The organism is Kosakonia sp. 1610 (assembly GCF_050435845.1).
Lineage (GTDB): Bacteria > Pseudomonadota > Gammaproteobacteria > Enterobacterales > Enterobacteriaceae > Kosakonia > Kosakonia cowanii.
In genome coordinates this window covers 1,561,775-1,587,754 of record NZ_JBNDKZ010000001.1, presented here as the reverse complement: position 1 = coordinate 1,587,754, position 25,980 = coordinate 1,561,775, and the positions used below count along the sequence as shown (strand labels likewise).

General features: G+C 55.7%; 28 protein-coding genes. 12 read left to right on the top strand and 16 right to left on the bottom strand.

Going from position 1 to position 25,980, the window contains the following annotated elements; translation table 11 throughout:
• Positions 1 to 63 precede the first annotated feature (63 nt).
• The 5 genes from ABIC80_RS07650 (at position 64) to ABIC80_RS07630 (ending at position 4,141) form a co-directional block, all read left to right on the top strand.
• Positions 64 to 849 (top strand): AraC family transcriptional regulator, encoded by a 786-nt coding sequence (locus ABIC80_RS07650; RefSeq protein ID WP_429176330.1) that lies wholly within the window; start codon positions 64 to 66, stop codon positions 847 to 849.
• Between the two features lie 203 nt (positions 850 to 1,052).
• Positions 1,053 to 1,877: an ABC transporter substrate-binding protein gene (locus tag ABIC80_RS07645; protein WP_429176328.1), complete on the top strand. Its 825-nt coding sequence runs from the start codon at positions 1,053 to 1,055 to the stop codon at positions 1,875 to 1,877.
• Positions 1,878 to 1,879: 2 nt separating this feature from the next.
• A complete protein-coding gene (locus ABIC80_RS07640; protein ID WP_023481742.1) occupies positions 1,880 to 2,701 on the top strand; it encodes an amino acid ABC transporter ATP-binding protein in 822 nt (273 codons plus the stop codon).
• Entirely contained in the window at positions 2,701 to 3,459 is a 759-nt protein-coding gene (locus tag ABIC80_RS07635) for an amino acid ABC transporter permease (protein ID WP_429176325.1), read from the top strand. The genes ABIC80_RS07640 and ABIC80_RS07635 overlap by 1 nt, the downstream gene beginning before the upstream one ends.
• The gene (locus ABIC80_RS07630) at positions 3,449 to 4,141 is read left to right on the top strand and encodes an amino acid ABC transporter permease (protein WP_429176323.1); all 693 of its coding nucleotides are present in this window, start codon (positions 3,449 to 3,451) and stop codon (positions 4,139 to 4,141) included. Before ABIC80_RS07635 ends, ABIC80_RS07630 begins: the two co-directional genes overlap by 11 nt.
• Here ABIC80_RS07630 and ABIC80_RS07625 read toward each other — a convergent pair.
• Positions 4,124 to 4,570 carry a DUF441 domain-containing protein gene (locus tag ABIC80_RS07625; protein ID WP_054802901.1) on the bottom strand — a complete coding sequence of 149 codons (447 nt, stop codon included), beginning with the start codon at positions 4,568 to 4,570 and terminating at the stop codon, positions 4,124 to 4,126. The two genes, ABIC80_RS07630 and ABIC80_RS07625, sit on opposite strands and share 18 nt — an antisense overlap.
• Before the next feature lie 11 nt (positions 4,571 to 4,581).
• A complete protein-coding gene (locus ABIC80_RS07620; protein WP_200133191.1) occupies positions 4,582 to 5,088 on the bottom strand; it encodes a YbaK/prolyl-tRNA synthetase associated domain-containing protein in 507 nt (168 codons plus the stop codon).
• A 397-nt stretch (positions 5,089 to 5,485) separates the two neighbouring features.
• Here ABIC80_RS07620 and ABIC80_RS07615 point away from each other — a divergent pair, with 397 nt between their 5' ends.
• On the top strand, positions 5,486 to 5,812 hold the full coding sequence (locus ABIC80_RS07615; RefSeq protein WP_312277161.1) for a four-helix bundle copper-binding protein: 327 nt from the start codon (positions 5,486 to 5,488) through the stop codon (positions 5,810 to 5,812).
• A gap of 53 nt (positions 5,813 to 5,865) precedes the next feature.
• Here ABIC80_RS07615 and ABIC80_RS07610 read toward each other — a convergent pair whose 3' ends face one another.
• From ABIC80_RS07610 to ABIC80_RS07590, 5 genes are all read right to left on the bottom strand, one after another.
• Entirely contained in the window at positions 5,866 to 6,603 is a 738-nt protein-coding gene (locus ABIC80_RS07610) for an ankyrin repeat domain-containing protein (RefSeq protein WP_200579448.1), read from the bottom strand.
• A gap of 33 nt (positions 6,604 to 6,636) precedes the next feature.
• The gene (locus ABIC80_RS07605) at positions 6,637 to 6,840 is read right to left on the bottom strand and encodes a hypothetical protein (RefSeq protein WP_429176320.1); all 204 of its coding nucleotides are present in this window, start codon (positions 6,838 to 6,840) and stop codon (positions 6,637 to 6,639) included.
• Between the two features lie 102 nt (positions 6,841 to 6,942).
• Positions 6,943 to 7,437, bottom strand: a complete 495-nt coding sequence (locus tag ABIC80_RS07600; RefSeq protein WP_042714625.1) for a MarR family winged helix-turn-helix transcriptional regulator — start codon at positions 7,435 to 7,437, stop codon at positions 6,943 to 6,945.
• 250 nt (positions 7,438 to 7,687) lie between these two features.
• Complete coding sequence (locus ABIC80_RS07595; RefSeq protein ID WP_429176318.1) at positions 7,688 to 9,232, bottom strand: methyl-accepting chemotaxis protein; 1,545 nt, start codon at positions 9,230 to 9,232, stop codon at positions 7,688 to 7,690.
• Positions 9,233 to 9,675: 443 nt separating this feature from the next.
• Positions 9,676 to 9,882 carry a DUF3916 domain-containing protein gene (locus ABIC80_RS07590; RefSeq protein ID WP_413311180.1) on the bottom strand — a complete coding sequence of 69 codons (207 nt, stop codon included), beginning with the start codon at positions 9,880 to 9,882 and terminating at the stop codon, positions 9,676 to 9,678.
• A gap of 675 nt (positions 9,883 to 10,557) precedes the next feature.
• On the opposite strand from ABIC80_RS07590, the gene ABIC80_RS07585 reads away from it, so the two are divergent.
• Positions 10,558 to 11,076: a GrpB family protein gene (locus tag ABIC80_RS07585; RefSeq protein ID WP_413311182.1), complete on the top strand. Its 519-nt coding sequence runs from the start codon at positions 10,558 to 10,560 to the stop codon at positions 11,074 to 11,076.
• A gap of 162 nt (positions 11,077 to 11,238) precedes the next feature.
• On the opposite strand, the gene ABIC80_RS07580 is transcribed toward ABIC80_RS07585, so the two are convergent.
• The 3 genes from ABIC80_RS07580 to yeaG all read right to left on the bottom strand — a co-directional run bounded on the left by ABIC80_RS07580 (position 11,239) and on the right by yeaG (position 15,198).
• Positions 11,239 to 11,646: a hypothetical protein gene (locus ABIC80_RS07580; protein ID WP_429176315.1), complete on the bottom strand. Its 408-nt coding sequence runs from the start codon at positions 11,644 to 11,646 to the stop codon at positions 11,239 to 11,241.
• A gap of 274 nt (positions 11,647 to 11,920) precedes the next feature.
• Positions 11,921 to 13,195, bottom strand: a complete 1,275-nt coding sequence (locus ABIC80_RS07575; RefSeq protein ID WP_124968526.1) for a YeaH/YhbH family protein — start codon at positions 13,193 to 13,195, stop codon at positions 11,921 to 11,923.
• A 68-nt stretch (positions 13,196 to 13,263) separates the two neighbouring features.
• Entirely contained in the window at positions 13,264 to 15,198 is a 1,935-nt protein-coding gene (gene yeaG / locus ABIC80_RS07570) for a protein kinase YeaG (RefSeq protein WP_042714617.1), read from the bottom strand.
• Positions 15,199 to 15,632: 434 nt separating this feature from the next.
• Here yeaG and ABIC80_RS07565 point away from each other — a divergent pair, with 434 nt between their 5' ends.
• On the top strand, positions 15,633 to 16,379 hold the full coding sequence (locus ABIC80_RS07565; RefSeq protein ID WP_023481831.1) for a MipA/OmpV family protein: 747 nt from the start codon (positions 15,633 to 15,635) through the stop codon (positions 16,377 to 16,379).
• 91 nt (positions 16,380 to 16,470) lie between these two features.
• On the top strand, positions 16,471 to 17,325 hold the full coding sequence (locus ABIC80_RS07560; RefSeq protein WP_263752455.1) for an aldo/keto reductase: 855 nt from the start codon (positions 16,471 to 16,473) through the stop codon (positions 17,323 to 17,325).
• 44 nt (positions 17,326 to 17,369) lie between these two features.
• Here the strand turns inward: ABIC80_RS07560 and ABIC80_RS07555 are convergent, their stop codons facing one another.
• Together ABIC80_RS07555 and gapA are read right to left on the bottom strand one after the other, a co-directional pair.
• On the bottom strand, positions 17,370 to 18,254 hold the full coding sequence (locus tag ABIC80_RS07555) for a D-hexose-6-phosphate mutarotase (RefSeq protein ID WP_429176312.1): 885 nt from the start codon (positions 18,252 to 18,254) through the stop codon (positions 17,370 to 17,372).
• A gap of 74 nt (positions 18,255 to 18,328) precedes the next feature.
• The gene (gene gapA / locus ABIC80_RS07550; protein WP_042714614.1) at positions 18,329 to 19,324 is read right to left on the bottom strand and encodes a glyceraldehyde-3-phosphate dehydrogenase; all 996 of its coding nucleotides are present in this window, start codon (positions 19,322 to 19,324) and stop codon (positions 18,329 to 18,331) included.
• Between the two features lie 342 nt (positions 19,325 to 19,666).
• Here gapA and msrB point away from each other — a divergent pair, with 342 nt between their 5' ends.
• Entirely contained in the window at positions 19,667 to 20,080 is a 414-nt protein-coding gene (msrB, locus tag ABIC80_RS07545; protein ID WP_054802950.1) for a peptide-methionine (R)-S-oxide reductase MsrB, read from the top strand.
• Positions 20,081 to 20,118: 38 nt separating this feature from the next.
• The gene (locus tag ABIC80_RS07540) at positions 20,119 to 20,394 is read left to right on the top strand and encodes a YeaC family protein (RefSeq protein ID WP_429176309.1); all 276 of its coding nucleotides are present in this window, start codon (positions 20,119 to 20,121) and stop codon (positions 20,392 to 20,394) included.
• Between the two features lie 317 nt (positions 20,395 to 20,711).
• On the opposite strand, the gene pncA is transcribed toward ABIC80_RS07540, so the two are convergent.
• The 3 genes from pncA to sppA all read right to left on the bottom strand — a co-directional run bounded on the left by pncA (position 20,712) and on the right by sppA (position 24,295).
• The gene (gene pncA / locus ABIC80_RS07535; protein ID WP_346439343.1) at positions 20,712 to 21,353 is read right to left on the bottom strand and encodes a bifunctional nicotinamidase/pyrazinamidase; all 642 of its coding nucleotides are present in this window, start codon (positions 21,351 to 21,353) and stop codon (positions 20,712 to 20,714) included.
• 10 nt (positions 21,354 to 21,363) lie between these two features.
• On the bottom strand, positions 21,364 to 22,380 hold the full coding sequence (gene ansA / locus ABIC80_RS07530) for an asparaginase (protein ID WP_429176307.1): 1,017 nt from the start codon (positions 22,378 to 22,380) through the stop codon (positions 21,364 to 21,366).
• A 61-nt stretch (positions 22,381 to 22,441) separates the two neighbouring features.
• Positions 22,442 to 24,295, bottom strand: coding sequence for a signal peptide peptidase SppA (gene sppA / locus ABIC80_RS07525; protein ID WP_094420113.1), 1,854 nt, complete (start codon positions 24,293 to 24,295; stop codon positions 22,442 to 22,444).
• 162 nt (positions 24,296 to 24,457) lie between these two features.
• On the opposite strand from sppA, the gene ABIC80_RS07520 reads away from it, so the two are divergent.
• On the top strand, positions 24,458 to 25,009 hold the full coding sequence (locus ABIC80_RS07520; RefSeq protein WP_042712397.1) for an NAD(P)H nitroreductase: 552 nt from the start codon (positions 24,458 to 24,460) through the stop codon (positions 25,007 to 25,009).
• A gap of 98 nt (positions 25,010 to 25,107) precedes the next feature.
• Here the strand turns inward: ABIC80_RS07520 and phoC are convergent, their stop codons facing one another.
• Positions 25,108 to 25,854, bottom strand: coding sequence for an acid phosphatase PhoC (phoC, locus tag ABIC80_RS07515; RefSeq protein WP_042712399.1), 747 nt, complete (start codon positions 25,852 to 25,854; stop codon positions 25,108 to 25,110).
• Positions 25,855 to 25,980 lie beyond the last annotated feature (126 nt).

Below are 25,980 nucleotides of genomic sequence, written 5' to 3'. Positions count from 1 at the left end.
CGTTTTTCACCGCTGTTTGAATCAAGCTAAAATGACACTTTATCGCTAAATTCGGACAACTTTATGCAGGACTTAGCCTTATCGGGCTTCGATCCCGACAGCCAGCAGGAAGCCGCCGTCGCCTTTCACATCCGCATGGCGGCGCACGAGCAGCGCATTCCCGCGCATCATCACCGCAAAGGGCAGTTGATCCTCGCCTTAAAAGGGGCGATCACCTGTGAAGTGGAGAATGCCCGCTGGATGGTGCCGCCGCACCACGCCATGTGGCTTCCGGGTTTTGTGCCGCACAGCAATCACGCCACCGCCAATGCGCAGCTCTGCTTTCTGTTTATTGAAAGCTGGGCGGTGGTGATGCCGGAGCACTGCTGCACCCTCAAAATCTCGCCGCTGGTGCGCGAATTGATCCTGCAACTTGCTGCCCGTTCAACCGCTGCACGGCGTGAGCCGCAGACCCAGCGCCTGATCCAGGTGCTGTTTGATGAGTTACCCCGTCAGCCGCAAATGCAGCTCCAGCTTCCCGTCTCCATGCACCACAAGATCCGCCAGATGGTCGAGACGATGGAGCAGGCCCCGGCGGAGCGGCAGACGCTGGCGCAGTGGGCGCAGCGTTTCGCCATGAGCGAGCGCAACCTTGCTCGCCTGGTGGTGAAAGAGACAGGGCTGAGTTTTCGCCGCTGGCGACACCAGTTGCAGCTGATCCTCGCCCTGCGCCTGTTGATTGAGGGGCATAGCGTGCAGCATATCGCCCAGGCCTTGGGTTATGACTCAACCACGGCGTTTATCACCATGTTTAAAAAGGGGTTAGGGCAGACGCCGGGGCGTTATCTGGCAACGCTTGGCGAGCAGTAATATTTTTTCCTGCCAAGTCCACTTATGTTGTGTGGACTTAAATCGTTTATAGCGCCCGAAACAAAAGGATAAGTCATTAATATCGCGAAACTGTTTTTAATAACTTTTTCAGATATTCAATGCACTTTTTGATATTTGTGTGATGAAAAACCTTATGTGACTTTAACGCGGCAATAACACAATAACCGGGCATAAGGATTAGCATGGCAACTTCATTACACACAAAAAACATCGTTGCGCTCAGCGCGCTGGCGCTGCTTTCGGCGCTCTCCTTCTCCGCGCAGGCAGACAAGCTGGCAGATATCAAAGCCGCAGGCGTCGTTAAAGTCGCCACCTTTGACGCTAACCCGCCCTTTGGCGCGATCGATCCTAAAACCCACGATATTGTTGGCTACGACGTCGATTTTGCAAAAGCGCTGGCGAAAAGCCTCGGCGTTAAGCTGCAACTGGTTGCCACCAACCCGGCGAACCGTATTCCGCTGCTGCAATCCGGCAAGGTCGACCTGATTGTTGCGGACATCACCATTACCCCTGAGCGAGCGCAGGTGATTGATTTCTCTACGCCTTACTTTGTCACCGGCCAGCAGTTTCTCGTTCCGGCCTCTTCACCAGACAAGCTTGATGCCTATAGCAAAGCGCGCATCGGCGCGGTAAAAGGCACCACCGGCGAGCAGGCGCTGCATCAGCGCTTCCCGCAATCCCGCGTGCTGGCCTACGACGACATCCCGCTGGCGTTGACCGCACTGCGTAACGGCAACGTGCAGGCGATCACCCAGGACAGCACCATTCTGGCGGGGCTGCTGGCGGACGCGCCGGACAAAGCGAAGTTTAAGATCCTGCCCGATCTGCTGTCGAAAGAGGAGATTGGTGTCGGCGTCAGCAAAGGGGAGAGCGCCCTGCTGAACAAAGTTAACGAAGAGCTGGTGAACCTCGAAAAGAGCGGTGAAGCAGCGAAAATTTATGACACCTGGTTTGGCCCGCAAACTAAAACTCCGGCTCCGCGTAGCTTTACCATAGAAGCGAAATAACGATGTTGGCAGGTCTCTTCTCTTCCTCTGCGGCAGATGCCGCAGGGGCGTTGCCCGTGCAAAAAGGCACGGTAGTGTTTCGCCAGGCGAGCAAACGCTTTGGCGACAACGTGGTGCTGAAAGCGATTGATTTACAGGTTGCGGCGGGAGAAGTGGTGGCGGTATGCGGCCCTTCCGGCTCCGGGAAATCGACGCTGATCCGCCTGATTAACCAGCTCGAAAACCTCTCCAGCGGCGAGATTTTTGTTGATGGTCAGCCCACCAGCCAGCTCACCGGCCGTAAGTTGCGTGAGTTGCGCCGCCATGTTGGCTTCGTTTTCCAGCAGTTCAACCTCTACGCCCACCTCACCGCGCTTGAGAATATCACCCTCGCGCTGCGCCACATTCACGGCAAAAGCGCTGCCGAAGCGCAGCAGATTGCGCTCGCGCTGCTGGCGCGCGTTGGCCTGCAGGAGAAAGCGCAGCACTACCCGGCGCAGCTCTCCGGCGGTCAACAGCAGCGGGTAGCGATTGCACGCACCCTGGCTGCCGACCCGCACATTATCCTGTTTGATGAGCCGACCTCGGCGCTCGATCCGGAGATGATTGGCGAAGTGTTGCAGGTGATGAAATCGCTGGCGCACAGCGGCATCACCCTGATTGTGGTCACACACGAGATGCAGTTTGCGCGCGAGATCGCCGACCGGGTGATTTTTATCGACGGCGGCGAAATTCTTGAGCAGGCCGCGCCCGCTGACTTCTTTACCGCGCCGCAGCATCCGCGCGCGCAGCGTTTTCTGCAAAAGGTGCTTAACCCGCTGCATGCCGATAACAAGGAGTTGTAATGGCACTGCATCTTGACTGGGCGGGTGTGCTCAGCGGCCAGCCCGCAGCGTGGATCCTCTCCGGCTTTCTCACAACCGTATGGGTCACGCTGGTGGGCATGATCCTCGCCACCCTGCTTACCGTGCTGCTGCTGGCGCTGCGTCTGGCAGGGGGCCGCGTGGGACGTGGCGCGGTGGCGGCATGGGTGTCGCTGTTTCGTAACACACCGCTGCTGGTGCAGCTGCTGTTCTGGTATTTCGCCGCGTGGAACGTTCTGCCGCTGGCGGTTCGCCAGTATGTAAACGACGAACACGCCTTTAGCATTCTGCCGGGCGATGTCTGGTGGTTTACGCCGGAGTTTCTCTCCTCTGCCTGGGCGCTTGGGCTCTTTACCGCCGCCTTTCTGGTGGAGGAGATTCAGGCCGGGCTGCTCGCTGTGCCGCGCGGTCAGGTGGAAGCGGCGCAGTCGCAGGGCTTCAGCCCGCTTGCGATCTTTCGTTGGGTGCTGTTGCCGCAGGGGCTACAGAATGCCTGGCAGCCGGTGGTGGGGCAGTATCTCAATCTGATGAAACTCTCCTCGCTGGCGACCGGGATTGGGCTGGGCGAACTCACTTACCAGACGCGGCAGATTGAGAGCTTCAACGCCCACGCGCTGGAGGCGTTTGCCGTGGGCAGCGCGCTCTATCTGCTGCTTGGTCTGCTGATGAGCGTGCTGTTTAACCTGCCGCGCCACTGGCGCTCACTGCGCCACGCCACGGAGGTGCCGCATGATCGCTAATATCACCGTCATTACCGATAACCTCGACTACCTGCTGTGGGGCAGAGCCGCGCAGGGTGAGCCAGGCGGCGTGCTGCTGTCGCTGTTAATGACTATTGGCGCGGCGGCACTGGCGTTTCCCGGCGGTATTCTGCTGGCGTGCTGCGCCTGGCGTTTTCGCGGCTGGCCGCGCAAGGTGCTGTTTCTGTGGGCGGAGCTGATTCGCGGTATTCCGCTGATCTTCGTTATCTTCTGGCTCTGGTTTTTACTGCCGTGGATGACCGGAGCGGATCTGCCCGGCGCGGTAACGGTCACGCTGGCGCTGGCGTGGTTTACCTCGGCCTCAGTGATGTACTCGACGCTGGCAGCGCTGGGGGCACTCCCGCGCGGGCAGTATGAAGCAGCGCTGAGCAGTGGTTTTTCCAGCGCACAGATCCTGCGTCGCGTGTTGTTGCCGCAGGCGTTACGCAACGCGCTGCCGTCGTTTATCGGCTTGCTGATCGCGCTGCTGAAGGACACCTCGCTGGCCTTTATTGTTAACGTCCCGGAGCTGACCACCGTCGCCGGGCAGGTGAACAACCGGGTGCAGGTCTATCCGGCGGCGCTGTTTATCTTCACCGGGCTGGTCTACTACCTGCTGTGCAGCGCGCTGGAGTTTGGCGTGAAGCGCTGGCAGCGGCGGCTTTCACTGCCGGCCAATTAGCAGCGATACCAGGCCTGCGGCAATCAGTGGCCCGACCGGTACGCCCCGGAACAGGGCCACGCCTAACACCGTTCCCACCAGCAGCCCTGCGACCAGCGAGGGCTGCGAACTCATCAACGTAACCCCGCGCCCGCCCAGCCATGAGACAAACACCCCGACGGCAATCGCCACCAGCGATTTCCAGTTGGCAAAGGAGTGCAGCAGCGTCGAGGGCGGCAGCGATCCGCTGGCAATCGGTGCCATCACGCCAATCGTCAGAATGATAATGCCGACCGTCAGCCCCTGCTTTTCGATCCAGGGAAAGAAGGTGTTGAGCGGTGTGACGCGCACAATGATCAGCACCAGAATCGAGACCGCAACGGTGGTGTTATGGCTGACAAAGCCGAGCGCGGCGAGGGCGAGCAGAATAAACAGCGTGGTATCAAACATGCAAAGCGTCCTTACTCTGCGCTCTCGCGCCTGAAATCGACCAGCGCTGGCTGGGCGATGCGCAAATAGTCGTGGGTATTCATGATCACTGATTTTTCCAGCAGCCCGGCGTTAAAGGCGATCTCATCGAAGCGCTGAAACAGCACCGGGTCGGCAACCAGGTCAAGGTCAGGGTGGAAAGAGAAGGGGGGAATGGCACCAAAAACGCAGGCGGTGAGGGCATCGACCTCGGCCGGGCTTGCCAGTGACGCTTTCAGGCCGCCAAAGTGTTGCGCTAAGCGGCTGAGATCGGCCTGCAGGTCGGCGGCCAGGATCGCCAGCACATGTTTTTTCACGCCGTTGCCTTTGATTTTACACACCAGCGCTTTAGCACCCTGGCCGAGGGCGGTACCGCGAATTTCACTTACTGCTTCACATTTGCCGACGGCATCATGCTCAACCACGCGAAAGCGTGCCTGTTGCTCAGTAAGAAGTTGGAGTAGATGCGCGTGGATATCGCGGCTGGCAATCTCAGACATGGTCGCTCCCGGAAAATGTAAAGAAGTTTACATTACCTCACATCGCGGGGGCTGAAAATAAAAATGCCGCCCCGGGGGGCGGCCAAAAAATACAAGCACTACAAACAATTCGTTGTGTGTACGGAAAAATCGGTTCTAAGCCCTGGTGGGCTTTACTCGCTCACATTACCCGCCGCAGCCATGACTTCCGCTGCGCCTCAAACTTCAATGACGATAATGTGCCACATGCTGGCGGCGGCAAGAGGGTAAATAAACCCCGTTTTTACGTCTATTTCTGCCTATCACCGGCAAATTTCGCTTATGTTACGCCAACTTAGGCACAGCTCTGACAAAAATGGCGATCTCAGGTGGCTTAACTAGACTTAGAGATTCACTTATCCACATCGGGAGTGTGACTATGGCTAATGTATATCAGTCATGCATTGATGCCTGCTATCAATGTGCTGAAGCCTGCGATCGCTGTGCGGTCTCCTCTCTGCAGGAGCCGCATCTTGAGATGATGAGAGCGTGCATTAAAGCGGATATGGAGTGTGCTGCGCTCTGCCGGGTGACGGCGCAGCTATTAAGCCTTGAGAGCGAGCAAGCGAAGCAGGTGTGCCGCATTTGCGCGGACGCCTGCCGCGCCTGTGCCGAAGAGTGCTCGAAGCACCAGCACGATCACTGCCAGCAGTGCGCCGCAGAGTGTCGCCGCTGTGCCGAAGTCTGTATGCAGATGACCGCTTAAGCCAACGCGGATCAACATGGAACGGGAGGGTGGCGTCAGCAACGCGCCACGCCCTACGCCCCGTGGCTTTTAAGCCTCTCGTTCACCTTGAATAGATTGTGGTAGAACTCGCCCTCTTTTTTAATCTCCGCCAGACGTTCACTGACCATCTGCCTGAAGGAGTCACCCTGGTGATTGCGCAGATCCGGGTCAGCACCCTTATCCAGCAGAAGCGCGATCTTGTCGAACTCGGCACCATAAAACGCCTCGGCCAGCAGTGTGTTGCCGAGCGAGTCACGGCTGTTTACATCCGCGCCGCGTGCGAGCAATAGCGCCAGCGTGGCGTTGTTTTTTGCCCTGATGGTCGAAAAGATTAGCGGCTCAGCGTAACGCTTCTCGCGGGCGTTAGCATCCAGCCCACCGTCAAGCATCGCTTTCAGCCAGATATCCTTATCGCCCATCGCCACCATTTCTGCCGGGCTCCAGGATTTATCCTTCTGCGGCTGCAGCGGGTCTGCACCCAGGCGCACCAAATCCGTGACGATCTGCAATCGCTCAGGCGGGTTGCCGTTATAAAAAGACTCATTGAGGGCAAAAAAGAGGATCGTCAGGTCTTCATTTCCCGGCGTGCTAAGGTCCGTCTTTTTTGCCAGACGCAGGATGGTGTAGCGATCTCCAGCCTGAATCGCCTTTGCCAGCACCAGCTGCGCGCCCGAAAAGTGCTTTTCAGGCTCGATTTTTTTCAGGCTCTTACAGCCGGGCAGCAGCGTACACAGCAGAGTGAGCAGGAGAGTGGAGAGTAATTTTTTCATGTCGTTTCCCCCGGAGAGCGGGGTTTACGTCCTCTACGAGTGCTTTTTGGGCTGTAGCAGCGCGACGGCCTGCACGTAAACCGCCTTTGCGGCACCGACGGCTTCACCTTCGCAGGCAATAAGCTGCGCCAGAATATTACCCTTGTTTAGGGTGCGCCCGGCGCGAAGCAGCGCTTGTGCTGCGTTGCCTATTGCGGCATGGACGGCGTCGTTGTCGTCTGAGTGGGAAATTGTCACGCTCTGTTCCTCGGGATGCTAATCCAGTTGGTGGCTTATCTGTGCGCCGGTGTTTATGGTGCGTAGCCACTGGTCGCCTCGCCTGAGGCACAAAAAAATGTGTCAGGGCAGAGCTTTTAAAAGTTTTTCACGCAGCCCGCTAACCCGGGTTGCCAGGTCAGATAACTCTGCAAACGGTGTGTCCATTACCGAGATCATATCGGCGGGGACACCGGCGGCGTCGATCTTTAACTGCTGCCCCTGTTCGGTCAGGGTGATCAGCACCCGCCGCTCGTCGCCTTGCGTATCGCGTTTTCTGGCGACCAGACCGGAGGCCTCAAGCCTTTTCAGTAGCTGGCTTAGCGTGCCGGAGTCCAGCTGGACGCGCGCGCCCACTTCCGACACCGTCACGTTATCTTTTTCCCACAGCGCCAGCAGCACCAGGTACTGCGGGTAGGTCAGCCCGAGCGGTTTCAGCCGTGACTGGTAAAGCCGGGTCATCGCCAGCGAGGCGGAGTAGAGCGCGAAGCAGAGAAACTGATCCACGGTCACCGGCGCATTGCCCGGGGCCGGCAGGTCATCACTCTTATCGCTGTCGTTATTTGCGTCGATACACATAAGCAATATGGGCCTGTAGCAAAGATGGAATTCTCTCTCTGAATAGCGGCAACGGATTCAGGGAGGCTGGCACGTTCACGTCGGATTAAAAGAGGCGCAGGGGAAGAGGAAAAAACGGCCTGCGCGTCGGTTGTCAGAGCGAAGTATTGAGTCTAATTATGTTGACGTCAACCTAATTAAGGCTGGTGTATGAATCAGAGGCAAAACCGCGCCGCCTTTACGCACTTTTCAGGCGGCGCGCTGTGCGCGATTAGAGGCGGAAAGTGTCCACCATGCCGCGCAGGGCATGCGCCTGAGCAGAGAGCGACTGCGACGCGCTGGAAGACTCCTCCACCAGCGCGGCGTTGTTCTGCGTCACGCCGTCCATCTGGCTGACCGCCAGGCTGACCTGGCTGATACCCTGCATCTGCTCCGAAGAGGAGAGGGAGATATCATCCATGGCGTCCGCCAGATCGCCGACCATGCCAACCACCTTCAGGATGTTGTCACCGGTGTCGGCGGCTTCAGCGACGCCATCTTCTACCTGGGCTACCGCCTGTTCAATCAGCGTTTTGATATCCAGTGCCGCACTGGCACTGCGCTGCGCCAAGGTTCTCACTTCGCCTGCGACGACGGCAAAGCCGCGTCCCTGATCACCGGCGCGGGCCGCTTCGACCGCGGCGTTCAGCGCCAGGATGTTGGTCTGGAAGGCGATGCCTTCGATTACGCTTGTGATCTCACGTACTTTTACCGCGCTCTGGGAGATGGCGTTCATGGTCTGCGACATGCGCCCCAGCTCCTCACCGCCGGTGCGGGCAAGGGTGGCGGTGGTGCGGGCAGTGTCAGCAGTCTGGCGCGCGCCGTCGGCATTGCTTTTTACCGTAGCGGTCAACTGCTCCATGCTGGCGGCCGTCTCCTGCAGGGCAGCGGCCTGCTGCTCAGTACGGGATGAGAGTTCGGTGTTGCCCTGCGAGATCTCATCGGCCGCCGAGGCCACCGAGACGGAGGCATCGCGGATATCAGAGACCAGGCTGCGCAGATTGGCCTGCATACCGGCAAGCGAAGCCAGCAGGCTACTGGTATCGTTGCGACGCAATGCTACCGGCGAGCTGAGATCGCCCCCGGCAATCGCCGCCGCAAGGGTCTGCGCCTGGGCGGGTTCGCCGCCGAGCTGGCGCATCAGCACGCGCACCGTAATCATACAGGTTGCCACTGCCAGTAAGATCGACAGCCCTGCCAGCCCCATCAGGATCATCGCCGTACGGGAGATATTTTCACCGTTCTCCGCGAGCGTATCGCGGCTTAACTTCATCTGCACATCCGTCAGTGCATTAAGGGCGTCCAGCAGCGCTTTTTGCGCCGGGCGGGCGGTGTTCATCAGGTAGGTGGTGGTCTCCTCCTGGCGATTTGACAGCCCCAGTTTTCCCGCTTCCATCAGCGTCGACAGGGCCGCAGGCTCTGCGGCAACAATGCGTGAAAGCGCCGCTTTGCCTTCGTCGGAAACATTTGATGCCATGCTCTGCTCCAGCAGTTCACGGTTATGGATGAAGAGTTCGCGCTGATCGTTCAGTCGCTTCCACTCCGGCTGCATCTGAGCCGGGTCTGTCAGCAGGGCGAGGTTACGCACGGCGATAGCCATATCGCGCGCGCTGCCCCGCATATCCAGCACCAGATCGTAGCGCTTCATTTTGGAGTTAACGGTGTCGTTCATACTGTCGCGCGCTTGCCACAAGCCCTGCAGTGCGGTTGCCGCACAAAGGATAAATAACACAATAATCAAGCCAAACCCTACGCTCAGGCGTGTAGAAATTTTCATCAGTTTTCTCATCCTATTTATGGTGTGGAGCACTATCGGCAAGCAGACGAGAAACCATTAGGGTTGAAATCAATCAAAATGTGTTCAATTGTGTCGCGCGTTAATTAATTGTGGGTTTTGTATATTTTGAGGAGGGTTAAGAAAGCTAAGTTATTGCGTAAGCAGGCTGGAAAGCAGCCAGTTATTTTCATTTAACTGGCTGATTTAGCGGTTAATTTTAAGCATTTCTAACAAAAGGCCGAAGTGACAGGGGGTAGCGATGTGCCAGAAAAAGACGTTGCTAATAGCAGCTTGTGTTAATTAATGGAGAGCAGAGCAACCAACAAACAAAAGGAGAAGAGGATGCAAATCAAGTTTTGGGTGTTGCTACTCGCGGTGCTTGTGCCATTGACATCGACTGCAGCAAAAGGAAGTTTGGTTTTTAATAAATGAAAGCAAACCCCTTAAGTTACCTGGCCATAATACAAGCGTTCTCCCGTGAACCATTCAGCAGCAAGGCTACGATCATCGAGCAAAACGGAAGCACCATTTTCAGAACGACCTTCAGTTATGAAGCCTCGATAATACTCTTCGGAGCGATAAATACAGACCTCACTTGTAAACATATCTGGAAGACATACTGAGGCGATAATCCGGGAACTGTAATTCATACCAGTCGTGGCCGTAATGAGGTTTGAACATGCATTAATTAAAGCTTGCGCACAAGCTTTCTGCTAAGTCGTCTACTCATGAATAATTCACTTTTTAGCTGTTCGAAGGGGGCATGTTCTGCCCCAACATAAGAGCACTCTATCCTAAGTTGCTTAGTTTATCGTTAAGTCTGCGCTTTAATGCACCGCAATCGGCTTGCGAGAATTTATATCCGCTCCTCGCTCTAAGCCGACAAAGGTAAATCCTGCTAAAGCTCGTTCATGTTTGGAAAAAGCCGCCCGGAGGCGGCTTGCCATTATTTCCGTGGTTTACCAGCATCCGAGCGCTTTTCCCGAACTCGACCATCATTGTTACGATCGCGGGGCTGTGTACCACCGCCGGGTTTAGGAACAACTACGCCTGGATTAAGTGGTCTTCTGTCAGCCATATTTGCGTTTCCTAAAAGAATGGCAAAGTTGCCGTCTCTCTTGATACGCCTGGTAGCGTGACCTTTCAATCCTTATGGGATGATCCGTTGCGCAACATCAACTTTTCACTTATTCAACTCAAAGGGAACATTGCGCCTATGACCCTTCTCTGGGCCGAGGGCATAAGTTGTTTGCCTCATGCAATTCCGATGGATATGCTTTAGGAACTTTTATATTAAAAGCTTCTGGAAAAAGAAGGAGTTATTTATGCGGGAAATAGTTGTGGTGCCATACGATGAAAAATGGCCTGAGCTGTTTAATGCTGAAAGTTTTCTGATAAAGAGACTGCTGGGTGAGGTGGCTAAAGATATTCATCATATTGGCAGTACGTCAGTGCCTGGCCTCTCAGCAAAGCCCGTGATTGATGTCCTGGTGGAAGTTTCAGATATCAATGAATTGGATCAATGTACCCCTGCAATGGTCAACGCCGGATACGTTGCTCGCGGTGAAAACGGTATTGCGGGACGTCGGTACTTCATAAAAGAGGGTAATCAGCGTAGCCATCAAGTGCATGCGTTTTCAGTAGGGGATAGACAGATACTAAGGCATCTTGCTTTTCGTGATTACCTGAGAAAACACACTGATATTGCAATGGCTTACGCTGAGGTGAAGCGTACAGCACAATTGCTATATAAGAACGATGCACAGGGTTATAGCGCATTCAAGACTCCCTTTATAGAGCATCATCTGCAACTTGCGTTGAATGGCTGGAACGATAGATGTTGAGTTTGTCACTGCGAACTATTTTTAAATACAATGCATTGCTCCGCATGCAGCAGCTGGGTTGGATATGATTGTTTTAACTGGGGGCAGAGATTGAACGGTCTGTTTTGTGCCAGAAATGGATCTGTTGTATGTCAAAAATGGGCGCAGGTCGCATCAGCACATCTATAAGTCTATTCCTTCATCTGCAACATAAATCACCTCTTTCACTTCATTTGGCAATGACTCATATTTCAACGGTGTTTTTGGTTTCGCAATTAATTTATATCCACCTTGTTCATAATCGTAACTGAACACGCCTTTTCTTGACATATCAACAAATGAATGTAGATAGCAAACACGTTGCTGCTCATTTGAAAATGCAGGCAGATTGGCTTCTATAACATAGACCTCCGACATGGGGACCAGCGAGTAAACATAATCAAAGATAAAATTATAGTCCTCGACAGAGGCTTTGATCCTTTCAGGAACCGGCCCCTGGCCTGCTGTTGCAAAATGCGCCAGGTACCCATCCGGGCTGGATAAAAACCAGTCCAGATCATTTTCTAAAAAGCCATCGTCCATTTCCGTCATTCTTTAACACCCAATATCTTTGACCGTTTCTCACAACGTAAAATCACATCGCTATTTCCTAATCCGATACGATGACCTACCCCCGTTTGATCAGCCATGCCAGTGTTACTCCTGCATTTTATGCACAATAGTTTAAAATCCCCGATTTAATTCCACCCCCCCCACACATCAACAAGTAAGCTTTTAATATTGTTAGGTATTTTTTGGTGCTTAAACATGAGGAAACCAGCCAGTGGAAGCAATTTAACTGGCTGATTTGTATGCGAGTTATATCTTAATTTGCATTTTGCTTATGAAACAGCTCGCGGAATACCGGGTAGATATCATCCTGGTCGCGAATATGCTGGATAGCGAAATTATCAAACATTGTTTGCAGATGTTCATATTCGCGCCACAGCGTCTGGTGCGCCCGACGTGTGATCTCGATATAGCTGTAGTAACGCACCACCGGCAGGATTTTCTTCGCCAGAATTTCGTGACACAGCGGTGAGTCATCCGCCCAGTTATCACCATCGGAGGCCTGCGCAGCGTAGATATTCCACTGCCCCGGGTCGTAGCGCTCCTTCACCACTTCATCCATCAGTTTCAGGGCGCTGGAGACAATGGTGCCGCCCGTCTCCTGCGAGTAGAAGAACTCATGTTCATCCACCTCTTTTGCCTGCGTGTGATGGCGGATATAGACCACTTCAACGTTTTTATAGGTCCGGCTCAGGAAGAGGTAGAGCAGGATATAGAAGCGCTTGGCCATATCTTTGGTGGCCTGATCCATCGAGCCTGAAACGTCCATCAGGCAGAACATCACCGCCTGGCTGGAGGGCTCCGGGCGTTTTTCGTAGTTCTTGTAGCGTAAGTCGAAGGTGTCGATAAAGGGTACGCGCTCGATTTTTGCCCGTAGCTCGGCAATCTCTTTGCGCAGACGCTCCTCCTCCAGCAGTTGCGCCGGTTCGCTTTTGGCGACGGTCTCCAGATTGCTCTCCAGCTCGCGCAATTCGCGGCGCTTGCCGGCCGTCATCGCGGTACGGCGGGCGAGAGAGTTTTGCAGGGATCGCACAACGCTGATGTTTGCCGGTACACCGTTGGCGGTATACCCGGCGCGGTGCGTTTTGTACTCGTTCATCTGCCGCTGCTGGTTTTTTTGCAGGTTTGGCAGGGCAAGATCTTCAAACAGCAGATCGAGATACTCATCTTTCGAGATCTGGAAAACAAACTCATCCTGGCCTTCACCATCCTGGCTGGCGTCGCCCTGGCCGCTGCCTCCGCCACCGCCGCCGCCCTGCGGACGTTCGATGCGATCGTTGGGCACAAAATGGTCGTTCCCCGGGTGAACGCGATGGCGTAAACCGCCGCGTCCCTGGTGGAACATCGGTTCGCTAATATCTTCCGTCGGGATTGAGACAGACTCGCCGCTCTCGACATCCGTGACCGATCGTTTATTGATCGCCCCGGAAATGGACTGCTTTATTTGCGCTTTGTAACGGCGTAAGAAGCGCTGGCGGTTCACCGCGCTCTTGTTTTTGCCGTTCAGACGCCGGTCAATGAACCAGGTCATAGTTCCCTCCCGCTGCGTATGCCAACTTTGCAACAGACCGCGCACGGGGCGCGGCCGGGGTGGTGCTGTTATGAGGATTTACGAACCCGCAGATACCATTCGCACAGCAGGCGTACCTGCTTGCGGGTATAGCCTTTCTCCATCATGCGGTCGACAAAGTCATCATGTTTTTTCTGCTCGTCGGTCGAGGTTTTGGCGTTAAAGGAGATGACCGGCAGCAGCTCCTCGGTATTAGAGAACATTTTCTTCTCGATAACCGTGCGCAGTTTTTCGTAACTGGTCCAGTTCGGGTTGCGTCCGCTATTATTCGCGCGGGCGCGCAGCACGAAGTTGACGATCTCATTACGGAAATCTTTCGGGTTGCTGATCCCGGCCGGTTTCTCAATCTTCTCGAGTTCCGCGTTAAGGGACTCACGGTCAAACAGCTGGCCGGTGTCGGGATCGCGGTACTCCTGATCCTGAATCCAGAAATCGGCGTAGGTGACATAACGGTCGAAAATGTTCTGCCCATACTCCGAGTAGGATTCGAGATAGGCGGTCTGGATCTCTTTCCCGATGAATTCGGCGTATTTCGGGATCAGGTAGCCTTTGAGGAACTCGAGATAGCGCTCGGCCTGCTCCTGCGGGAACTGTTCGCGCTCAATCTGCTGCTCCAGCACATAGAAGAGGTGCACCGGGTTGGCCGCCACTTCCACATGGTCGAAGTTGAATACCCGCGAGAGGATCTTAAAGGCAAAACGCGTTGAAAGGCCGTTCATCCCTTCATCGACACCGGCGTAATCACGATACTCCTGGTAGGATTTCGCTTTCGGATCGGTATCTTTCAAACTCTCGCCGTCGTAAACCCGCATTTTGGAGTAGATGCTGGAGTTTTCCGGCTCTTTCAGACGCGACAGGATAGAGAAGCGCGCCAGTGTCTCCAGCGTCCCCGGCGCGCACGGCGCGTGGGAAAGCTCAGAGTGATTAAGCAGTTTTTCGTAAATCTTCATCTCTTCCGAGATGCGCAGGCAGTAAGGCACCTTGACGATGTAGACACGGTCGAGGAACGCCTCGTTGTTTTTGTTGTTACGGAACTGCACCCATTCCGATTCGTTGGAGTGGGCGAGAATAATGCCGTTAAACGGCAGGGCGGAGATCCCCTCTGTGCCGTTGTAGTTCCCCTCCTGGGTGGCGGTCAACAGCGGGTGCAGCACCTTGATTGGCGCTTTAAACATCTCGACGAACTCCATTACCCCCTGGTTGGCGCGGCAGAGCGCGCCGGAGTAACCGTAGGCGTCCGGGTCGTTTTGCGCGTGGTTTTCCAGTTTGCGGATATCGACTTTACCCACCAGCGCGGAGATATCCTGATTGTTCTCATCGCCCGGTTCGGTTTTGGCGATGGCGATCTGCTCCAGAATCGACGGCCACACTTTAACGACGCGGAATTTACTGATATCGCCGCCAAACTCATGCAGCCGTTTTGCCGCCCACGGCGACATAATGGTGCCGAGATAGCGGCGCGGCACGCTGTACTCTTTTTCGAGGATCTGCGCGTCTTCCTGCGGGTTAAACAGGCAGAGCGGATGGTCGTTGACCGGGCTGCGTTCGCCGTTGGCGCTCAGCACGTAGATCGGCACGCGCTGCATTAAGGATTTCAGGCGTTCAGCCAGCGAAGATTTACCGCCGCCGACCGGGCCGAGCAGATAGAGGATCTGTTTCTTCTCTTCAAGCCCCTGCGCGGCGTGCTTGAGGTAAGAGACAATCTGCTCGATAGCTTCTTCCATACCATAGAACTCTTCAAACGCCGGGTAGCGTCCGATAACCCGGTTCGAAAAAAGACGGGAAAGCCGTGGCTCCTGAGCGGTGTCAACCATCACGGGCTCACCAATGGCCATCAATAGCCGTTCTGCCGCGTTAGCATAGGCACTGCGATCTTGCTTACAGATGGCAAGAAACTCCTGCAGTGTGAACTCTTCGTCCTTGGCAGCTTCATAGCGCTGGCGATAGTGATCGAATATATTCATGGCATGCCGTCCTTTCGTTTTTTAGCACAGGTTAAGAGCCGTTCGTATGAGTAATGGAGGCTCCCGGAAGCGTTAGCTGAACGACGCATTTAGTCACCGAGCAACCCTTGTGCCAGGTTGCATGCCAACAACTGAGCGCGGATCAGGTAAATCATCTTCTTAATTTAAGCGTAGAAGGCTTTGCAAATCTTGCATGCGCCCCAAAACCAATTTCAATGGCATATCAATAACTCATCCTAAAAATCCTGTTTTTGTCATAAGCCGCAGCCAGCGCTTTCATCGTTGTTTCATAACGCTGTAATGGGAACGTCATAACCCGGCTTCAGAGTAGAAAGTTAATTTTTTGTAATCTTCAGACAAAAAGAGTTGGGCGGGGTGCGCGGGGCGACTACACTTCATCCGCCAATTATTTGACGAACAGGAAAGAAAGGACTGTGACCAAATTCAAACTCCTGGCACTGGGCGTAGTGACGGCGATCTCTGCCTGCGCGGCCAATGCAGAAAGCAATTTTTCTCTCGGCGCGGGTGTGGGCGTGATGGAGTCTCCTTATAAGGAGTACGACACGCGCGTCACGCCGCTTCCGGTTGTAACCTATGAGAGCGATGACTTCTGGTTCCGCGGCATCGGCGGCGGCTACTACTTATGGAATGACGAAGCGGACAAACTGTCGGTGATGGCATTCTATTCACCCTGGCAGTTCAAGCCGAAAGATAGCGACAACATCCAGCTGCGCCAGCTGGATCGCCGCAAATCAACGGCAATGGCCGGTTTAAGCTATATCCATAATACGCAGTATGGTTTCCTGCGCACCACCCTTGCCGGTGACGTGCTGGATAACAGCAACGGCGTGGTGTGGGATCTGGCCTGGCTTTACAACTACACCAACGGCGGTCTGACCGTAACGCCGGGTATCGGCGTCGAGTGGAGCAGCGATAACCAGAACGAATACTACTACGGCGTATCGCGTTCAGAATCGCGCCGCAGCGGGCTGTCGAGCTACGATCCGGACAGCAGCTGGGATCCGTACCTCGAGCTGACCGTCAGCTACCGTTTCGCGGACAACTGGAGCGTTTACGGCACTGGCCGCTACTCGCACCTCTCTGATGAGATCAAAGACAGCCCGATGGTGGATAAATCCTGGTCTGGTCTGCTCTCAACGGGTGTGACCTACCGCTTCTGATTGTGCACGTCTACAGTGCATGTTGTGCATTCCAACAGGGCCTATGGCCCTGTTTTGTTTTATGGTGGTGCGTTCAACCCAGGAGGAGAAGATGGCAGAAAAAACGGTACGTCTCGGCGGCACGCTACTGCCCGCCATCGGGCAGGGCACGTGGTATATGGGTGAAAACGCCCGTTCCCGGCAGCAGGAGGTTGCTGCACTACGCGCGGGCATCGATCTTGGCCTGACGCTTATCGACACCGCAGAGATGTATGCCGATGGCGCGGCAGAAGAGGTGGTCGGCGAGGCATTGCAGGGTGGCCTGCGCGACAAAGTGTTTCTGGTCTCGAAAGTCTACCCGTGGAACGCGGGTGGTGAGAAGGCGATTGCCGCCTGCGAAGCGAGCCTGCGACGGCTGAAAACCGACGCGCTCGATCTCTATCTGCTGCACTGGCGCGGGAACTATTCGCTGGCGGAAACGGTTGAGGTGATGGAGACGCTTATCCAGCAGGGGAAAATCCGCCGCTGGGGCGTCTCCAATCTCGATTACGGCGATATGCAGGAGCTGATGCAGGTGAGCGGCGGCGATGCCTGTGCCACCAATCAGGTGCTCTATCACCTGGCTTCGCGCGGCATTGAGTACGATCTGCTGCCGTGGTGTCAGCAGCAGGCGATGCCGGTAATGGCCTACTGCCCGCTGGCCCAGGCCGGGCGGCTGCGCGACGGGCTGATGGAAAACCGCGTGGTGCAACAGATTGCCGAAGCACATCGCGCCAGCGCGGCGCAAATCTTACTGGCGTGGGTAATCCATCATCAGGGTGTGATGGCGATTCCGAAAGCATCAAGCATTAAGCATGTGGAAGAGAATGCCGCAGCGCTCGCTATCGTGCTCAATGATGATGAAATGCGACAGCTCGACGCGGCGTTTCCGGCGCCGAAGGGGAAAACCCCGCTTGATGTGGTGTAAGGCAGGCAATTCCCTCTCCCGGCGGGAGAGGGGAGGCAGGACGATCAGCGTTTAACGACGCGGATGGTCTGCGCAAGGCGGGAGGGTTTCTCTTCGCTCGCTTTCTGCGCCACGGTCGCATTGACCGACTCGACGCAGACAAAGGTTTTATAGCCATCATCCGGCATGTCCGCCATGCTGACGGAGAGCGCCGGGCCCGGGTTCCAGGCAACAACGTTGGCATTGTGGTGATGAGTCACTTCAATCGCGCGGTTCAGCTTCGCGTCGTGGATCAGGCTACAACCCTCGGCGTTAAGGTAGACGCGGTCAACGCGATCCGGGAAGGTCTGCACGCCGTCGGTCAGCACATCCTCTTTGGCGTCGTTCACTTTATCGATAAAGCGATCGCCGAGGCCGCTTACTTTAACATCTGCGATATCGCCAACGTTAAAGTAGGTGTGCAGCGCAGAGGTGGTTTCAAACTCACCGTGCGCTTCCAGCTCCATTTCGCAGGTTGCCGCCAGCTTGAAGCGGGCATAGAGAGTGAAGTCGTGCGGCCAGTGCTGGCGCGACGCGTCGCAGCTTTGCAGTTCGAAGGTCAGCACCACGCTGCTCTCATCTTCGTTATGCGCCTGCAGTGCCCACGGCAGGTTACGGGCAAAACCGTGTGCCGGCATACCCTGCTCTTTCGCCGGGCCGAACCACGGCCAGCAAATCGGCACGCCGCCGCGGATCGCCACACCCTCTTTAAACGGCGTATTGCCGCTCAGCCACAGTACCTCTTCTTCACCCTGCGGTTTCCAGCACAGCAGATGCGCGCCCTGGTAAGCAAATGCGGCTTTCACCTGCGGATGGTCGACAACCAGCACGTCGAGGTCATCCATCGTGCGGCGCGAGAGCGTCGGCGTGATTTGTTCGACTACCGGAAGTGCAAAAATTTTAGTAATCATTAACGCAATCCTCTGTCTTCAAAACAAAAAAAGAGCGACCGAAGTCGCCCTTTCAGAAAGCTTACCATCTCAACTTATTTGGAGATGTGAGCGATCAGATCCAGAACTTTGTTAGAGTAGCCGGTTTCGTTGTCGTACCAGGAGACCAGTTTCACGAAGTTGTCGTTCAGTGCGATACCAGCTTTAGCATCGAACACGGAAGTGCAGATTTCGCCGTTGAAATCGGTAGAAACAACGTCGTCTTCGGTGTAACCCAGAACGCCTTTCATTTCGCCTTCAGAAGCGGCTTTGATGGCTTTCTTGATCTCTTCGTAGGACGCTGCTTTTTCCAGACGAACGGTCAGGTCAACAACGGATACGTTCGGAGTCGGAACGCGGAACGCCATACCGGTCAGTTTGCCGTTCAGTTCCGGCAGAACTTTACCTACTGCTTTAGCAGCACCGGTAGAGGACGGGATGATGTTCTGAGCTGCGCCGCGGCCGCCGCGCCAGTCTTTGTGAGACGGGCCATCAACGGTTTTCTGAGTTGCGGTGGTCGCGTGAACGGTGGTCATCAGACCTTCGATGATGCCGAAGTTGTCGTTGATAACTTTCGCCAGCGGAGCCAGGCAGTTAGTGGTGCAGGAAGCGTTGGAAACGATGTCCTGGCCTGCATATTTCTCGAAGTTAGCGCCACGCACGAACATCGGAGTGTTGTCTTTGGACGGACCGGTCAGAACAACTTTTTTCGCGCCGGCAGTGATGTGCTTACGAGCAGTTTCGTCGGTCAGGAAGATACCGGTAGCTTCAGCAACAACGTCAACGCCGATTTCGTTCCACTTCAGGTTAGCCGGGTCTTTCTCAGCAGTAACACGGATGGTTTTGCCGTTAACAACCAGGTGACCGTCTTTCACTTCAACGGTGCCGTTGAAACGACCGTGAGTGGAGTCGTACTTCAGCATGTACGCCATGTAATCCGCATCTAACAGATCGTTGATACCAACGATTTCGATGTCAGAACGCTCTTGAGCAGCACGGAAAACAATGCGACCGATACGGCCAAAACCGTTGATACCTACTTTGATAGTCATATATTCCACCAGCTATTTGTTAGTGAATAAAAGGTTGGCTGTAAAATTACAAAAACCTTACGCAGCGTCAAGCGGAATCGTGTCAATCATTGCGACAAATCAATCATCCGCATGTCCGTGGTCAGACTGATTAATCTCACTTTCCCTTTGAGCATCTTCCCCATATGGGGTGCCGCCCAAGATTTTAAAGGTCACTAAAGATAAAAGTGTGAGGCTCATCACAATTCCCTGGCTGCTTTATCGCAACTGCTAAGTTTAGAACAAAAGTCGAGCCCTGAGTGTTAATGTTTTGTTAGAATCAGGGTGATAAGTTGTCGAATCATGACCGCGAGATGTAAACAAATGGCGAACAATTCCTCCCAGGACGATCTGAAAAACGATCTGACCGAAATGCAGTTCTACGTAACGCAAAATCACGGCACCGAGCCGCCCTTTAGCGGACGCCTGCTGCACAATAAGCGCGATGGCGTCTACCACTGCCTGGTGTGCGATGCCGCGCTCTTCAGCGCCGAGACCAAGTATGATTCTGGCTGCGGCTGGCCGAGTTTTTATGAGCCGGTGAGCGAAGAGGCAATTCGTTATATTAATGATTACTCCCACGGCATGCAGCGCGTTGAAATTCGCTGCGGCAAGTGCGATGCGCACCTGGGGCACGTTTTCCCGGACGGCCCGCAGCCAACCGGCGAGCGTTATTGCGTCAACTCTGCCTCATTGAGCTTTACCGATGAAGAGAATGGCGACCAGACTCGCGGTTGAAAAATCGATTCAGCTATTATTCCAGAGAGCAGAGTAAGATGAATATTGATGAGATCGTGAGCAATATGACGCCGGAGATCTACCAGCGTCTGGCAACGGCAGTTGAGCTGGGAAAATGGCCCGACGGCGTGGCGCTGACGCCGGAGCAGAAAGAGAACAGTCTGCAACTGGTGATGTTGTGGCAGGCACGCAATAACGTGCAGGCGCAGCATATGACCATCGATACCAACGGGCAGATGGTGATGAAGAGCAAACAGCAGTTGAAAGAGGTGTTTGGCATCACCCCCAAACCGATCGCCACCTTCAAATCCTGACGATCTGCCGGATGGCGGCATAAACGCCTTATCCGGCCTACGGGGGCATGCTTTTGCAGGACTGATAAGCGCAGCACCATCAGGCAGGTTTTTGGACTCGGTGCAGAGTGCCGCATGGCGGCGTAAACGCCTTATCCGGCCTACGGGGTGGCACGCTTTTGTACGCCTGATAAGCGCAGCGCCATCAGGCAGGTTTTCGGACCCGGCGCGGATTGCCGGATGGCGGCATAAACGCCTTATCCGGCCTACGGGGGCATGCTTTTGTAGGTCTGATAAGGCGCAGCCGCCATCAGGCAGTGCGCCGGAATCAGCAACGCTTACCCCTGCGTTTCCAGCCAGTCCGCCAGCGTATAGAGCGTTGCGCCGCCGCTTGCCATTGCCATAAACGCCTGCGTGCTGTCGTCGGCATGCAGGTTTACACCGCGACAACCATCGGTAATCACACTCACTTCATACCCAAGCTGTAGCGCATCCTGCACCGTAAACTTTACGCAATAATCGGTGGCTAACCCCATCACCACCAGCTCTCGAATGCCATGCGCCTGCAACCAGTCGTGAAGCGCCGTCTGCTGACGGTGGCCGTTATCGAAAAAGGCGCTGTAACTGTCGATACGCGGGTTTTCCCCTTTGTGGAACACCGCATCGATGGCCTGCTGATCGAGCAGCGGATGCAGCGCCGCGCCCTCGCTCCCTTGCACGCAGTGATCGGGCCAGAAGGTCTGCGCCAACCCCTCCAGCTCGCCGGTAACAAACGGCTCAACGCCGTGCTGGCTGGCGAAACTGCCGTGCCTGGCCGGATGCCAGTCCATGCTGGTCAGCACCGGTTCGCCGCGGCTTTTAAACCACGGGATCAGCGTGTTTGCCACATCCACGGTGCTGTCGCCGCCCGCAACGGCCAGCGCGCCACCGGCACAAAAATCGTTTTGCAGATCGACCAGCAGCAGAGCGCGTGCTTTCATCGTTAACTCCTTACTCGTCCGGCGTCAGTTCACCGCGCAGGTTTTGCGTCATCGCGGTGCGGATCGCATTCGCGTCCAGATCCTGACTTAGCAGATAGTGCAGTTTAGTCAGCGTCGCCTCGACCGTCATATCCGCGCCGCCAATCACGCCCGCATGGGCGAGGGCGTTACCGGTAGCGTAACCGCCCATATTGACCTTGCCGGACATGCACTGGGTCAGGTTCACAACCACGATGCCGCGCTCGCTCGCTTCCTGCAATGCTTTAAGGAACTCGCGGTTTTGCGGCGCATTGCCTACGCCATATGAACGCAGGATCAGCGCTTTTACCGGCTGCAGCAGGAAGTTACGCACCACATCGGCAGAAATACCCGGGTAGATAGTCACCACGCCAATCGGTTGCGGAGTGATCGGATGAACGATCAGTTCGCCCACGGTGCTCGGCGCAGGCGGCGTGCCGAGACGGCGAATATGGATACCCGCTTCCAGCAGCGGCGAGAGGTTCGGCGAGGCAAAAGCGTCAAAACCGTCAGCGTGGGCTTTAGTGGTGCGGTTGCCGCGATAGAGACGGTTGTTGAAAAAGAGGGTCACTTCGTTAATCGGGAAGTTCGCCGCCACATAAAGCGCGTTAAGCAGGTTGATCTGCCCGTCGGAGCGCAGCTCCGCTAGCGGAATTTGTGACCCTGTCACAATCACCGGCTTGCCGAGATTTTCCAGCATAAACGACAGCGCGGAGGCGGTGTAAGCCATGGTGTCGGTGCCGTGCAGGATCACGAAACCGTCATACTCTTCGTAGTGCGCTTTCACATCATCCGCAATATGCTGCCAGTCCTCTGGCGTCATATCGGAGGAGTCCATCAGCGGGGCATATTCATGGATGGTGAAGTCGGGCATCTCCGGACGATGGAACTCTGGCATCAGCGCCAGCTGGCGCTGCAGATGACCGGAAACCGGCACATAGCCATGCTCTGAACGCTGCATGCCGATGGTGCCGCCCGTGTAGGCTACGTAAATGGATTTTTTTTGCATGGTAAGTAGGTTCTGACTGAATCAAAAAAATCCCCTCCGGCGGAGGGGATGCGTAAGAAAATTAGCGAACGGTGGCGCAGTTCAGGCACAGCGCATAACGGTTCTGCGGATCGTTAAACACCGCCAGTTTATCCGTTTCGGCTTTCACTTCCTGCGCTGCGCTGGCCAGCGGTGCCGGCAGGTAAGCCTGCAGCGCCTGCGGCAGCATTGCGCGCACCGAGCCGGTCATGCTGTCCACCACGCGGTCCAGTAAGCCTGGTTCCTCTTCGTAGTAATCAACATGCCACTGTTTCAGCTTCGCCAGCTCTGCGGCTTTAGCAATCGCGTCATCGAAGTCGCCCAGCGCATCGACCAGACCGTTGTTTTTCGCATCCTGACCTGTCCAGACATGGCCCTGCGCGATTTTATCCACCTGCTCCGGCGTGCTGTTGCGCGACTTCGCCACCAGCGTGATAAAGCGCTTATAGCCGTTCTCGATGCTCAACTGCATCATCTGCTGAACTTCATCAGGCAGCGCTTTGGTCATGCTCACATCCGCCAGCGGTGAAGTGGCAACGCCATCCGTATGCACACCGATGCTGTCGAGGCTGTTCTCCAGCGTATTGATCACGCCAAAGATGCCGATGGAGCCGGTCAGTGTGCTTGGGTTGGCAACAATGTAGTTGGCTGGCGTCGAGATCCAGTACCCACCGGAGGCTGCCATGCCGCCCATCGAAACGACAACCGGTTTGCCTGCCGCACGGGCAGCGGCCAGTTCAGCGCGGATCACCTCGGAGGCGCTGACGCTGCCGCCCGGGCTGTTGACACGCAGGACAATCGCTTTGACCTTGTCATCCAGACGCGCATCGCGGATCTGCGCTGCGGTAGTATCACCGCCCACATTCCCCGGGGTCTCTTCGCCATCCATGATGGCGCCGTTAGCAAAGATCACCGCCACGGTGCCGCCCACGTCGGCTGGCGTTTTGGTTTGATAGTCATAGAAGCTGATGGCGCGGAAGTTTTTATCTTCTTTGCTCCAGCCAAACTGTTTCACCATCGCTTTTTCTGCGTCAGCGGCAGAGCCCAGCTCATCAACCAGCTTGTTATCAAGCGCATATTTCGCCGTATCGCCGTCCACTTTACGCAGACCGTCGAGCATCGCTTGCGCGCCAGGGAAGACCTGCTGGGCGGTGATCTGGCGGTTAGCTGCCACGGTGTTGAGGTAGTTTTGCCACAGCTCGCCGATCCAGCGGCTGTCCGCTTCGCGCGCGGCAGGGGACATATCATCGCGAATGAACGGCTCAACGGCGGATTTGTAGGTGCCGACGCGGAAGACGTGGGTCGTCACTTTCAGTTTGTCGAGCAGCGCTTTGTAGTAAAGGCCGTTGGTAGCGAAACCATGCAGATCGACCACGCCCTGCGGCGAGAGCCAGATCTTATTGGCAAAGCTTGCAAGGTAGTACTGACCCTGGCTGTAGTTATCGCCCACCGCATAGACCGGTTTGCCGCTGTCGCGGAATTCGCGCAGCGCTTTACCGATGTACTGCATCGAGGGCTGATCGGCACCGGCGAAATTCTTCAGATCGAGCACAATGCCGGTAATGTTGCGATCCTGCTGTGCCTGACGGATGGTTTCGACGATATCGAAGAGTGAGTTCTCCTGCAGACGATCGGAACTGGCGCCGAACAGCTGGCGACCCAGTGCGCCGAGGCGACCGCTGGCGGAGGTTTTATCGACCACCACGCCGGAGATATCCAGCAGCAGCGCACCGCGCCCGCTGTGCTCCGCTTTGCTGTCACTCATCTGCACCCATACGCCGACTGCGACCAGTATCAGCAGGATGAAGACAATGTTCATCACCAGGTTGCGGGTAAAGTTCAGCAGTCGCCAGCACCACTTAAAAAATCCGGCAATAATGCGCCAAAGGGTTTGCATGTATTCTCCCTGCGAGTTAACGGCCACCGCTGCCCGAGCGGCAAAGTGTGGTTATCCTAATTATCCCGCTGCCTCTTGTCAGCAGGAATCGCCTCCGGCGCTGTAACAATTTCTACGCCCATGTTAATTTTATGAACAAATTTCACAACAAGAGGTTAACTAATGGACGCACTTGAACTTCTCGTCAACCGACGCAGTGCTTCTCGCCTGGCAGAACCGGCTCCGGCAGGCGAACAGCTGGATAACATTCTGCGTGCCGGGATGCGGGCGCCAGACCACGGCACACTGCAACCGTGGCACTTCTTTGTGATTGAGGGGGAAGGGCGCGAGCGCTTCAGCCAGACAATGGAGCAGGCGGCGCGTGCCGCGGGCCAGGATGAAAAAGGCATTGAGAAAGCGCGCACCTCGCCGTTTCGTGCGCCGATGATTATCACCGTGGTGGCAAAGTGCCAGCAGCACCACAAAGTGCCGCAGTGGGAGCAGTTGCTCTCTGCCGGGTGTGCGGTGATGGCGATGCAGATGGCGGCGCTGGCGCAGGGCTTTAACGGCATCTGGCGTACCGGCCCGCTGACAAACAGCCCCGAGGTTCGCCAGGCGTTTAACTGTGGTGAGCTGGATCAAGTTGTCGGCTTCCTCTACCTCGGTACCCCGCAGCTGAAAGCCTCTACCACGGTGACCGTGCCGGATCATACGCCGTTCGTTACCCACTTCTGAGTGCCACTTTTGCCGGATGGCGATAAACGCTAATCCGGCCTGGGCCACCACGCAGGTTTGCAGGCCGGATTAAACGCTGCCCTCATCCGGCAGCAGGGTTACTTATGACTCGCAGCGAACTCCGCTTTGGCTTTTTGCAGCTGCTGCTGGAACGCCGGATTGGTGTGCAGAGTGGCGACAACCGCCGAGCCGACAACGCGCGCGGCGTCAACGTCGCTCTGCCAGTGGTAACCACAAATCACCCGGCTTTGGCCCAGGTCGAAGCCGCGCTTGAGGATCTCATTCTGTCGCTGCGGGTTCACTTCCGCCAGCACCAGCGCCGTAGCCCAGCCAATCGCCGTATGGCCTGACGGGTAGGATCCATTCTTCGACAGCTCATCCTGATCTTTGGTATTGCAGGTTGGCACGTTGTAGAAGGCGAAAGGACGAATGCGCATGTACTTCTGTTTAGCGCCGCGCGTTGCCAGATCGCCCGCATCTTCAATCATATTGGTCAGCAGCTTGTGCAGCTGCGGCGCATCTTTTTCGGTAATCGGTGAACCGAACGCGCCGGAGAAGGCATTGGCCACGCCGCCGCTGCTCAGGTTGGCGTCTTCAGCGGCAAGCTTGCCGCGCTCGGTATTGCGCAGTAAACGACCCTGCTCATACATCGCCTGATCGTTGAGAAAAGCGATGCTGCCCACTTCCGGCGGTGGCGGCAGCAGCGCCAGGCTATCAATCGCCTGGTCGTTTTTCAGGTAGTAGAGATCCGGTTTGGTGGTGGCATCATTTCCCGTTGGTACAAGAGCAAAGGCGTTGGCAGAAAGTAAACCCGCAAGGCAAAGGGTGATAAGGCTTTTTTTCATTAGAGATTCCTTAGATTTTTGACTGCAACAGCCATAGGTGGCTGTTGTCATATTTCTGTCATAATCTGCGCGAAATAACATTGCGGTGAATCGCAAAACCGCTCCTGCACCGTTCTGCTGCGGTGT